Origin of the sequence: Mycoplasmopsis equigenitalium (genome assembly GCF_024498255.1) — a bacterium.
Classification (GTDB): domain Bacteria; phylum Bacillota_I; class Bacilli_A; order Mycoplasmatales; family Metamycoplasmataceae; genus Mycoplasma_H; species Mycoplasma_H equigenitalium.
Genome location: NZ_CP101808.1, coordinates 451819 through 465721 on the forward strand (window position 1 = coordinate 451819; position 13903 = coordinate 465721).

At 30.7% G+C, this 13903-nt stretch carries 4 protein-coding genes; 3 read left to right on the forward strand and 1 reads right to left on the reverse strand.

Annotated elements, in window-relative coordinates:
• The first annotated feature begins 13 nt into the window (after positions 1-13).
• Together NPA09_RS02095 and NPA09_RS02100 are read left to right on the forward strand one after the other, a co-directional pair.
• A complete protein-coding gene (locus NPA09_RS02095; protein WP_129721650.1) occupies positions 14-3577 on the forward strand; it encodes a lipoprotein 17-related variable surface protein in 3564 nt (1187 codons plus the stop codon).
• A gap of 220 nt (positions 3578-3797) precedes the next feature.
• A complete protein-coding gene (locus NPA09_RS02100) occupies positions 3798-8237 on the forward strand; it encodes a lipoprotein 17-related variable surface protein (RefSeq protein WP_129721648.1) in 4440 nt (1479 codons plus the stop codon).
• Between the two features lie 309 nt (positions 8238-8546).
• Here the strand turns inward: NPA09_RS02100 and NPA09_RS02105 are convergent, their stop codons facing one another.
• Positions 8547-9113: a hypothetical protein gene (locus NPA09_RS02105; RefSeq protein WP_129721646.1), complete on the reverse strand. Its 567-nt coding sequence runs from the start codon at positions 9111-9113 to the stop codon at positions 8547-8549.
• Positions 9114-9585: 472 nt separating this feature from the next.
• Between NPA09_RS02105 and NPA09_RS02110 the strand changes: the two genes are divergently transcribed.
• Complete coding sequence (locus NPA09_RS02110; RefSeq protein ID WP_256541806.1) at positions 9586-13854, forward strand: lipoprotein 17-related variable surface protein; 4269 nt, start codon at positions 9586-9588, stop codon at positions 13852-13854.
• Positions 13855-13903 lie beyond the last annotated feature (49 nt).

A 13903-nucleotide genomic window follows, 5' to 3' on the forward strand; every position in this document is an offset into this window, starting at 1 on the left:
ACTAAGGAGCAAGATGAAAAAAGTAAAAATTAACAAAAAATTATTAGCAATCACCTTAGGCGCATTAGCAATTCCTGTTGTTGTTAGTAGCGCAATAACTATTACCGTTTTATCAAAACGAAATAAAGAAGTTATCGCGCGAAACAACCCTACTTTACAACTCGAAAAGACCATTAATGAAATGTCAATTTTTATTGATGATAAAGCAGCAAAAACAAGCACCGAAATCAGTGTTGATGATTTAAAATTGGTTGGTACAGTACCTGAAGGTTGAAAATATGGTTTTATAATCAACTCAGAAAAAGAACCTAAAGATAGCCTTAGTGTTACCTTATACTTGTTTAATGCTGAAGGACAAACAAAAACACGACAAATTACAATTGATGGACTTAAACCACTAAGTCAACACCCTGACGCGTTGGCGATGTCTAATCTAATCAATCGACTACGTGAAAAAGTAAACGAAAAACAGGTTAATGGTATTGTCCTATCTAAAAATTACCAATCGATGGTATTGATGCCTGTTTTTGGTTATAGCAATTTAACTGAATTAGGCAGTGAAATTGATACCGATTTAAATGTTTTGCAAACGATTACCGGATGTAAATTAGAAATTGTATCACAAACACCGCAAGCAGGTAACTCGGGCGAAATCGATACTTTAAAAGTAAAATTAAAAGCCACGAAAAACAACATCAAAGCCGATTTTGTTTTAACGATTGGTGGTTTTCGTTCAGTTGCAAGTCTTGAAAAAGCAGAATTGCAATCAGTTGTAGCGCTTTTTAATCAAAATAGCGTTACAACAAGCAAATTCTCACATTTAACACCAAGTGAAATTATTAATGATAAATATTTGGAGTTAAAGAATATTTTCGCTGATTTAAAATTTGCACCTGATTATTTCACAACTAATTTTCCTAACTTAAAATTCAGTAATTTAGTATTAAGCATTAAGGGTGCTCAAACCGTTGGTGTTTCTTTTGTTGCAAATGTAGGCACAAGCAGCGCTACAATTGCTTTTGATGTAACCAATTTTAAGAAACAAGAAGTTGTTAATCAAGAAAAATTGAACAATTTTGTACTTTCACTTCCTGCCGTTGCTGACTCTAGCGCCTATGACCGCGCTTTACCAAGTGAACACAAGTATCAAAGCGCATACGAAGTTTTTTCTGATATCAACTGATATTGAGCCGATTTTTTCAAAAATGAAATTGTTACAGTTAAACTTAAATCTCAAACTAACAATGATGAATTAGGTGAAAAAACAGTCGTTTTAGAATTCGCTAATCAAGCAGAACAACTCAAAGAATTGACAGTAAAAATTACTAAATTTGCAACAATAGAAACTAAAGCTTTATTAGATATTCAAGCCTTTTTTAATGCTTTTCCTCAAATTTTGACAACAAAACAAAATGACAAAAAGGCCAATGAAGTTACATATGATCTTGCCACTTTAGAAGCAGACACGGGAGTTGAATTAAGCGCGCTTAAAACTCGCTATGGTCTTGATTCACTAGTAATTGAATCGCAAAATAATACTGGTGATAACCTTCGTTTTGGCGCTTATGAAGTTCACCTTAAGGCCACGAAACGCTCACAATCTTTAGTGCAACATTTAAGTGTCCAAGGTTTTATTAGCGAAGAAACAAGCGATAAAAAAACCTTAGATGCTTTCCTTAATGAACTTGGCAATACATTTACCGCGAAAACAAGCGGAGTTATACCAACGCTTGCTGGCAATTATCTAGGTATAGATGACTTTGCAAGTAATGTTAATGAAGATGTTAAAACCATCATTGCAAAATATCCAAAAATTCAGTTTACTGATTTCCACCTTGCATATAATGACGATTACACCGGAGAACGAGTAATGCTATCCGAAGTTAGAATTGGAAATCATAAACACAAACAATTATTAACAATTAAAGGTTTTCAAAAAGATCAATCTGCAGGTAAAAGGTCAATTCATAACATTTTAATTAAAATTAAACCAGAATATGATCTGCGTCTTTCAGCTAAATTTATAGATTTAAATAAAACCGTTGACCAAAACCGAGAAAACGGCTACTTCCGAAAACAAGAGTACATAATAGATACGATTGAAAAATGTATGAACAATATTGACCTTGATTATGTTCTAAAATATTTTGATACTACACTAAAAATCGATCAAACAGAAACAGGTCATAAATATAATAATACAACTGGCGAAGCAACCGTTATCCTTAAACTTGAATCACAAGGCGTCCAATACGATTATCCAGTTAAACTTTACGGATATAAAAGCGATAAAAATACAACGGTAAAGAATTTTGCTACAGCTGAAAAATTATTAAAAGAGCATTACTTGTATATTATTCAATATGATGGGCTTGAAGCGATACCAAGTAAAACAAACTTTAGTGATGTTAATGATATGAAATTAGTCATCGCAAAAGATTTTAGAAAATGATTAAATACTGGAACAGGTGTCGATCTTCCTTGAATTTTTGAAGGTATTACTTACACTTTTGATAATACAAAACCAATTATTAATGACGATGTCAATGGTAGAAAAACATTATGAATGAATATCGAATACGATGGTGTAATTAAAAACATTCGCGTTCTTATTAATAAATTTTATACATCGTATATGGAAAGCAAAGATAGTCTTAAAGCCACACTTAAGAAAATACCTAAAGATATTAAGACACTCACACATAACAATAAATCAGCCACAGAAATAATGTATTGAACAGAAGAAGATATAAAAAATGATACTGGTTTTGATATTGATGAATTCGAAAGAACAAATAATGTAATTTTAAATTTAGACCGACAAGAATCACGAGGCGGCCTTAAAATACTTACCTTCAAAATGACAGATGCAAATCATCGCCAAATATCAACCAATTTTGTACTTCATGTTAAAGGTTTCTTATCAAATAACGAGTTTGAAAATAAGGTTGTAGATGAATGGGCTGCACAATTAAGCGAACCAATGACTTCAATGCAACATCGCTTTCATCTTGCTAAAAATGTAACCTACAACAATATTGGTGAACTATTTAATGATAGTGCTAAAAAGTTACAAACTTGAGCAGAAACTATTAGTAACAAATATGCAAATAATAGTAACGCTCGCCAAATGAATTTAGAACTTGATTTACATCCAAATGATAATGATGATGTTAATGGAACTAAGACAATTTACATCAAAGTTACCTACGGTTCATTAATTAAAGTTGTTCCAATAACAATTAATGGTTTTCTAAAAATCGCTGATACCTCACTACTCAAACAAGGAGCCGATTTATTAATTCAAAACATTAACGTAGTACTAAAAGAAGAATTCACAAATAATGGCGCTTACACATTAATTAATCCAAGCGAAGTAAAGGAAACAATGATTGAGTTTAAATGAAAAAATAATAGTACTATTGATTACAAAAAATACAAAATCAATTTCGTTCGTTTTGAAGCCGATGATGTTACACAAAGTCTTAAAGTATGACTAACATTAAGTATCATTACTGCCGATCAACAATTTACAAGTAATGAATTTTATGTAACAATTAAAACTCGTAAGGCATAATTTTAGAAAACATTATTCAACAAATTTCAACACAAATTCAACAGTTTTTATTGAATTTGTGTTTTTTTCAGCCTTTTGGGGAATTTTTCTCATTTTTGGTTTAATAATTTATTACAATTTAAACATTTTATATATTATGTATAATATATCCTAGTTATATATTTTTAAAAAACATATAAACTTTTAATGAAAGAAAAACTTACTGAAAATAGGAGTAAATATGAGCAAAAAGAAAAATACAAATCAAAATAAAGAGGTTATGAACAACCTACCAGAATCTCAACCAACACAGTATGTTCAACATACATATAATTTACCGCAACAACCAACACAAATCGTACCTTACCAAGCTATGCCAATACCGCCAAAAACAAATAATTCAAGAAAAATAATTGGGGCATTAATTGGTATTGGTGTACCCGTTGCAATCACCGCTGGATCAGTAGCGCTTTTAATGAACTGAAATGAAATCACAAATAACAAAAACAACGACAAGTTCGAAGAAATGAAAAGAACATTAAATACTCTTTCACTTGATGTTGAAAATAAAGCAAGCAAACCAGTAGCAGCCATAACAAAAGAAGAACTACAACTAATTGGTGCTGTTAAAAATGATTATGAAGTTAAATACGACATCATCTTCGCTGATTTGCATAACAACGTTTTAGAAACTGTGCTTTGTTTAGTTGCAAAGGACGGAACTGTTGTAGACAAAAATGTGCAAATTAAAGGCTTTAAACAAACTAATTACAACAAAGAACAACTTGATGTAGCTGCTGCTATTGCTAGTTTAAGAGCAAACTTTAATATCATTCCTAACAAAGAAAACAAAACCAACCGAATTTCTTCACTAACCAACAAAGAACGTTTAGCACGTGATGTTTTTTACAATGGACTTCACGAGTTAGAATTAGATACTGCTTTACCATTTACCCAAATTGCTAAAGACAAGGAACACGGCGTTAAGGTTGATATTAAACAAAGATTAAACCCTGCTAATGATACTGAAATTCAAATTACAGCAACAATCTCAAGCGGTGATGCAAGTCAAGAAGTTTCTTTTGTTATTGTTGGCTTTTTATCACAAGCTAGTCTTGATCAAAAACAATTAGATGATGCATTTGCCGAATTAGAAAAACATTATAAAACTTCATACCGTTACTTCACAAGTGAACAAGTAAGTAAAAATCAATACTTAACTGTTGACAATATTTTCCAAGATATTAAATTTAATTTTGAAAATGTCAAAAACAAATTACCATTATTAAAACTTGAAGCACCAACCTTTGTTATCAAAGGCGATGATGCGCTTGAAGTAACAATTAATGCCAAACATAATGATGCAACCAAGGTCATTACCTTTACTGTATCTGGTTTTTCTTCATTAAAAGAATCATACGCTCAAGAATTAAAAGAATTTGCTAATAAAATCCCTAACACAGCCGAAACGCGCCAACACACCGACAAATTACCTTCAAAACACGAATATGCTGATTATTTAGATATGTTTAATGACCTCAACTGACATTATGATGAGGAAGCAAAAAATCACAATATTAAAATTACACTTGCTAGTGGATCGCAAAATGATAAAAACGGAGCAAAACAATTAACACTAACCTTTATTAAACATAACATTACATATCAAAAAACAGTCAAAGTTACTGGTTTCCTAGATGAATATAGTTATGTTGAGTACGCATTCAAGAAAATTAAAAGTCAATACGAAAATCATGAATTGCAAACTCATACAACTAACAAAACCCCATCAGATGTTAACTATAACAATAATGACATCTACTATTTGGAATTAGATACAGCATGTAATTTTAGAAAAATTGCTGAACTTTACGGATTCAGTGTTGTTATTAAACCACAAAAGAATCCTGAAATTCTTGAAAATCGTGGTGAAAAACAAGTCGTTTTAGAATTAAAATACAAAACCTATACTAAAGAATTGCCAATTATCGTGCATGGTTTTGTTACAAAAGAAACAGAAGATCGCACAATACTCGATGCTTTCTTACAAGAAATTAACAGCATAACAATAAAAACTAAAAACTATAAAAACAAAACCTCAGATGATCCAACATCTGCTTACCATTCATTTGAAGATTTTCTAAATGATTGTGAAGCGGTGTCGCAAATTAAAGCTAAGGATAATTACAAAAATATTGTGATCGAAGGTTTTACTACTCTTAATAATAATGATAGCGAAAGAACCGTCAGATTTAACGCCAAACTAGGTGTCCATATTGAAAATGTAACTATGAAAGTAACTGGGTTCTTAGGTAACCTCGCAGCCATAGATCAAGATTTAAACGCAATCAAAAGCAAAATTTATCATGAATACACCACGAAACTGCACACTACAAAACTAGCAACTGAAGCAAAAGTGTTTTACAATGAATTACAAGACATTGATAATGATCTAAATAAAGGATTTGTTGAGCTTGCAAAATCACATAATGCAGTTATTAGTATCAAAAATAAAGAATCTAATGATGCAACCGGAACAATTACAATCACCCTTGATATTGTTATCAAAGATAAACATTATGAACACGCGTTTATTATCAAAGGTTTTATCACCCCAATTGAACGCACTAATAACGAGCTTGAACAAGCAATTGGTCACTTGGGAACACGCAAAACCGTTACAATCAATACTAACACATTAGCAAGCGCGGTAAATTATGACACTACCAATACAATGCTAACTGATATTGCACTTGACTTTGCAACATTAGCGCCTGGTGTTAGTCTTGAATTTGATCCTAACCACCAAATTAAAAACAATGATGACTCTGGTGAAAAGACTGTTTATTTATTACTAAGTAAAAATGGTGTGATTCGTCCGCATACGCTAACCTTAAATGGTTACTTAACAACCGAAAATAATGAACGTGCTAAAATTGCCAAAGTAATAGCAGTATTAGAAAAACAAAATTTACAAACCACACTATTTACAAACAAACACGTTAGTCAAGTTACTTACAGCACACTTGAAGAACTTAAAACCGATACCAGACTTGATCTTGCTGCTTTAGCTAACGAACATAACTTAAACATTACTATTAGTAAGCAAAATACACAAAATAATGGCAGTTATCAAATTCTTGTAACAGTAAGATCGAAACTAATACCAAGTATTGTAAGTGAAAAACAACTTTTGGTCACAGGTTTTTTAAGTAGCGAAGCCTTCGAAGCAAATGTTCTTAATGAATACTTAGCATCATTTTCACCTAACTTTACCACCACTAATCACCGCAACGAACTTCCTTCAAGTTTTAATTACCTTGCACTGATAGATATTATTAATGATGGTGCCCAAATTGCCAATATCAAACTTGGTGATATTGGCAACAAATATAAAAACCATTACAATCCACGTCAACTAAGTTTGAATTATATTAATTATGCAAATCCACTTGAACATGGCCCTGCGGATGATAATCTTGGAACAAAAATCATTAAGCTAAACATTACCTATGGTACAACAACCAAAGCAATCACATTCAACTTTAGTGGATATGCAAGTATTCAGTTAAATAATCATTTCAATAATAAAATAAACGAGCTAATTAATAATTTGGAAATAATTTTAATCAACAATGGTGAACCAACAACTGAAGGTTACTATACAAAAAATATACCTGATAACATTATGCTTAGCGATATTTCTTATAAAACTAAAGATGGTAGCATAATTGACCCAAAATACAAAGTTAACATTATACAAAAAGAACCAAATAATCAATTACAAAAAGTTGATGTACACTACACCGTTTCATATACTGAAAATGGTCGAACCGTAACTTCTGATAAGCAAGTTAAACCAGTTAAAACGGATAACGTGCAAGCAGTAGTGAACAATGTCTTTAATGCAAGTGATTTTGGTTACATTAAATTACAACGAGCACATGAAAACACCAAAATTTTTGGAACTACGTTGTCTCATTTTAGGTTTGGTAATCTCCTTCAAGATAATATAAAACATCAACCAAAATTAAATGAAGATCCCGATAATCTTACTCCTAACTATATTACAAAACCAAACTTGCCTAACGGTATGGATGTTGAATTTGAATTGGTTCGTTTAGAATCTTCAACACTTACAACAAATATTCCGCCAGAATTAGTAGAACCTGGCAAAGATATGAGATATTATTTATACAAAAAACCTTTTAAAACGACTTTTGTACAAATAGTAAATAATAATCCTAAAATGAATGTTTACTATGTTGATAAAATCAATAGTAATAATACACTTGAAAAATCGGAAATAAAATTGAAATATAATTTTTTAAATATTCCCAATTCTACTATTGTAACTTACTATCATATTAAGGACTTGGTAGATCAAGAAGCAAACACAGATAGATATTATTATGCTCCTTTTGGTGACTATGCTGAGCCATTTTCTACCGGAATAATTAAACAAAATCGCACTAGACTTTTAGTTAACATTAAATACACTTACTTGGGAAAAACAGTGTATAAATCAATTCTTTCAGATGTGCCATACTTCCAAATAACTAATAAAGAACATTATGTACATAATGATAAACATTACATCTATGTTGATTACTACTTCAACTTAGCCAAAAACACAAAAACCCCAATTGGAACAAATCGTTTTGATAAAAAAATGCTATAATAACTAAAATCATATTTTTAAACACAAATTACAGGTATTTAGCCTTAATTTGTGTTTTTTATGTTTTTCAAATTATTTTTTTCAAACAGTTAAAAATTTATTTATTAAAAACTAAAACTACTTTTTTAACGCTATTGGTACAATTGATAAGATTATAAGTGCTATTAGCCATATAAAGTTTTAAGAAAATCATTAACAATAACAGTGCTAATAGCTTTAATGCGACAGGAATAAACAACAAGAAAATTCAAACTTATTAAGCAAAAAACCGCACATTTGGCGGTTTTTTTAATCTAATTAGTTTACTAACTACAAATTGTGAAGTTTTTTAAGCACAGCGACATCTTGTTCTAAAACGTCGAGTCTTTGTTCTACTTTATCAAGTCTTTTAGTTAACTCATTAAAACCTTCATTCATTTTCACTGTTATAGTATTAATAGCGCCAAGAACAACATTTTTGAAATCTTCAAATGTATTTTCTAATCTCTCAAATCTTTTTTCCATAGCTTCAAATCTGTTTTCCAAGACTTCAAATCTGTTTTCCAAGACTTCAAATCTGTTTTCCAAGACTTCAAATCTGTTTTCAAAAACTTCAAATTTGTTTTCCAAGAATTTGATGGAGTTTTCTAGTTGTTGAATCTTATTATCTTTATCTTTAGTAACTTGAATCATATTTTCTTTAGCAATTTTTTTGACTATTCAAAAGCAATCAGTAACATCATCAAAAGTAACATAATGTATCTTGATATTTGAATATTTCTTTAAAATTGCCGCTTCCTCCTTCTTGGTTAATTGTGGTGAACCTTCTATTACATTATAGAATGGTTCTTTATTTTTATTGCTATTATTCATGTTGTTTTCATGAATTTTCTTCATTTATTTTCCTCCTACTTATATATGTATTTTCAAGTGATAAAAATACGTCAAAAAATAAAAATTTAGGAAAAACTGCCATTTTTTCATAGTGACTTTAAGGTTTTATTTGCAATTTATAAAAATATATTGTCAGATTATAATGCTATAAAACTCACCAATAAACCCGTAGTTTTGATAAGTGGAATACCTGCATCTGTCCCAATATTAAATAAATAATATGTGTGTATTGAATACTGCTTTGATATATCGAAAAGCACTTACGCAACACGTAAAAACAAAAAGTAAAATCAATAATTTTCAACAAAATTCAACACTTTCGCTTGAATTTACATTTTTTATATTTTTTGCCCGAAATTTTGGGATTTTTTGCTTTTTTTTTTTTTTTGTAAGAGAAAATAATATAATCAAATTGTCATAATAATAAATTATTATTTAATAAAAACAAGGAGGTTAGGTCTCATAACCTATAAAAATGAATAATAAACATAACCAAGATAACCAAAATATTGATGTAACAAGTAATGTGCCACAAATACAACCTACTACATATTTACAACCATACAAAACCCAAGCCGCTCCTTACCAACAATCAATTCAAAAACAACCTAGCATGACAAAAAGAATCATCAGCTCAGTAATTGCTGTTGGTGTGCCGGTTGCAATTACTGCCGGGGTTGTTATTGCTTTTTTAAACCTTAACAAACAAAGCAATGATGATCAATTACAAAAAATGAAGCTTATTGTTAAGAATTTATCACTAAATGTTGATAAAAAGGCGGAAAAGGAAGCTCTTAAAGTTCGGGATAAGGACTTACAGTTAATTGGTGTTGTCCCTAATGAATATAGTGTTAGCTCGCATATTCATAATCTTGATGCTAAAAATGGAAGCATACAGGCTACCATTACTTTAATCGCTAAAAATGGAACTTCAGTCGACTCTAGTCCAATTACAATTGAAGGATTTAAAAAGCTTGATGCTAACGATCTTGATGCTTTAAGTGTTGCTAGCGCTGTAGCAACACTTCGTGGTAATTTACAAGCGATTAAAGCGCTTAATGATGATAAATTAATATTCACCAAAAACAAAGGGCATTTAGTACCTAGCGAATATATGTACACTGGTGATTATGATCTAGAAGCAGATACTGGTTTGCCAATTAAAGAAATTGCTAACGGAATTAACTTTAGCATTACCCAAACTCCATACTTTAATTTTGCAACTAATGATACCGATCAACTTAAAATTACTGCAACTATTTCACGGGGTAAACACGCATCACATGTTGAGTTTTTAATTAGCGGTTTTATGTCGCAAACCAAAAAAGATTTAGCAGAACTAAATAAGATCTTTGAAAACTTTGGTAATTCATACTCTACCCTTAACTACAGCACCAAAACTGCTGAAGCCGTAATGCAAAACGAATACTTAGAAGTTAATGAAATCTTTCGTGATATTGCTTATGACATTAAAAGTATTAAAGAAAAATACCCAAGCATAGTCTTAAGTGAACCACGTCATGAAATAAGCGGCGATACCGGTTTAAGCATCGAAATCGATGCCAAACTTAATAAAGCAGTTAAAACCCTTAAATTTAAGGTTAATGGTTTTAGTTCATTAAGTAACTATAACCAAAGCGAACTTGCTGAATTTATGAAAAACTTTAATTCACCTGTTGCAACTCGCGAACACACAAATAAACTTTCTAGCGAATACAACTATCGTGATTACTTAGATTTATTTAGTGATCTTGACTGACATTTTGACCAAGAAGCAAAAGCTAAAGGCATTACGATCACCCTTGGTAACTCGACCAATCAAGATGGTGTTAAACTGGTTACTATCATCTTAACTAAAAACTCAGCACAGCTAACTAAACAAATTAAAATCACCAACTTTAAGACTAATGCTGAATACGCTGATTACATCTTTAAACAATTCTTTGACCAAGTTCCTAATATTCTTTACACCAATAATCATAGCGATAAAGTACCAAGCGCTGTAAACTATGACATTGTAAGCCTTGATGAAGATACCAAATCTAATTTACGCTCGCTTGCGGCTCGTTTTAACATCACGCTTGGTGTTAAAGCACAAAATAATGAAGGTGTCTTTGCCCAAAACGGTAGCAAACAAGTAACCCTTGAAGCTAAAATTGCTGGACAAGTAAAAACCAAAGATGTAATCGTTGAAGGTTTTTTAACTGCCAACGAATCACACAAGCAAACCTTACCAAAAATTGTTGCTGAAATTGGTAACAAAAACCAAACAACTAAAAATCACACCGATAAGGGAACTAACGATCCTTTATCTGCTTACGACAATTTTGAAGCCTTTGCTAACGATGTGCAAATTAATTTTGCCAATATTAAAAATAAATATCCAGGTGTAAGCTTTGAAAGCTTTTATACAGTTTCGAATGATGATGGTTCTAGAACTGTTTCATTTAATGTTAAATTAGGTAATGAAAGTGCCAACATTATTATTACAATTGAAGGCTTTAAAACCAACCAAGTTGTTATTAATGAAACAGTTAAAAAGATCAAACTTGCTATTAATGAAGAGTACACAACAACTAAATATGCCAATAAATTACCAAGCGAAGCAAGTGATTTATACACCGACACTGCCGAAATTGATGCCGATTTATCAACAAACCTTGAACAATTAGCAACAGCTAACGGTGCACTAATTACAATTAAAAACAAAAAAGCAAATGACGAAGCTGGAACAATGATTATCAGCCTTGATATTGTTCTTGATACACAACACTATGATGAATTCTTTGTTGCAAAAGGATTTACAACTCCTAGTGCTCGCGCTAACGCTCAACTTGATGCTGTTATTAATCAGTTACAAACAACTTATCCAACCCAAACACACCAAAACGAAATTCCAAGCGCTGTAGATTATGCAACTGTTAATGAATTAGCAACTGATTTAGGAATTAATTTAAGTACCCTAACACCAAAAGTTAATATTGATTTTGATAAAACTAGAAAAGCTCAAGATGATGATGCCAAAGCAACCAAAAAAGTATTTTTAACTTTAAGTATTAATGGTTATGAACGTAGTCATGCCATTACTATTACTGGCTTTACTACTAGTCGTGAAACCGAAGTTAAAAGAATCAATGATTTTGTTAATAACTTTAATAAGGACTATACAACCTTACTTAATAACACAAAACACGCAAGCGAAGTCGCTTACCTTAGCAAAGAAGAGCTTAAAGACGATACTAACTGTGACTTAAGTGCACAAGAAACAACTAATAATGTTTTAATTAATCTAATTTCTCAAACAACTAACGGTGATGTTAAAGAAGTTAATTTAGAAGTTAAATCAAAACAAGATAGCACAATCAAAGCAACGCTAAAAATTAATGTTCGCGGCTTTATTACTAGTACACAGTTTGAAGAAAGAGTATTGTTTGAGTATGTTAATAACTTTATTACAAATAACCAATTTTCAACAATTAACAATAGCAAAGCATTCCCAATAGATGTATCCTACAACGATGTTAATAAAATTATTAATGATGGTGCCAAAAAACTAGAAGTTAAAGCACAAGAAATTACAACTAAATACAAAATCAACAATAATAATCGCGCCTTAAGACTTGAACTTAATAATGCTGTTAATGTTATTAACGATGATGATAACGGTACCAAAACAATTAGTCTAAAAGCAATTTATGGTAATACTACAAAAGTATTTAATGTCATTATGACTGGATTTTACAGTAAGAAAAGTAAACAATATCTTGAAGGTAAAATTAATGAATTTATTAATAACAAACTCGATGTTAAGTTAATAAATAATGGCGAAATGATTGAAGGAGCCTATCGGGCAAAATTACCTTCACAGGTACCTAATGGTGATATATTGTTTACTACTAAAAATGGCAGTGCAATTGATAATAAATTCCAAGTATCAATAGCTCGAAAAGTCGCAAATGACACAAACCATTTATTAGATGTTTACTATAAAGTAACCTATACCGAAAACGGCAATTCACTTACTTCAGAAGAAAAGCTTAAACAGTTTCCAACTAGTGATATTAAACCAATTGTTGATAAATTATTTGATGCATCTGATTTTGGTTACTTTAAAACCAGAAGAGCATTAAAAGCAAAACTAATATCTAAGGGTAACGAAAGTTACAAACTTGACGCTTATAATAAAAAATTCAAAAGCAGCGTAAATTTTAAAATTGGAGAGGGTAATAATTTTGAAGTTAACTACATAACTAAACCTTCATTTCCTAAAGGAACAGAAAATATAAAAGTTAAATATGAGATTGCCAAATACGAGATACGAAAAGTAAGAGTGGATCAAGTAAAATTTGATAATATATTTCTATATTTTAATGAAAGTCAAAATAGAATAACATTCAGTGGTCGACAAACTATGAAACTCTACCCCCATGAATTAAAAACTTGTTTTTCTCATATAACTAATCGTATAGATCCTGCTGTTTTACACTACAGTTATGATTATGATGGCACGGAATGTGAAAAAATTAGAGCGTGAATTAATATTAAATATACATATATGAATCAAACAGTTTACAAAAGTATATTTTCATTTGCAAATGTTATAAGAATTGTAAATGAACCCGCTTATAAAATCAATTCCATTCCATCTGGCTCGCTAGCTGGTGAATACTATGTATATATGGATTATTACTTTGATTTATCCAAAGAAAGAGCGAAAATACGCCAAGACGGAAAAGCGAATTAAATATATTTTCAACACAAATTCAACACTTTTTCTTGAATTTGTGTTTTTT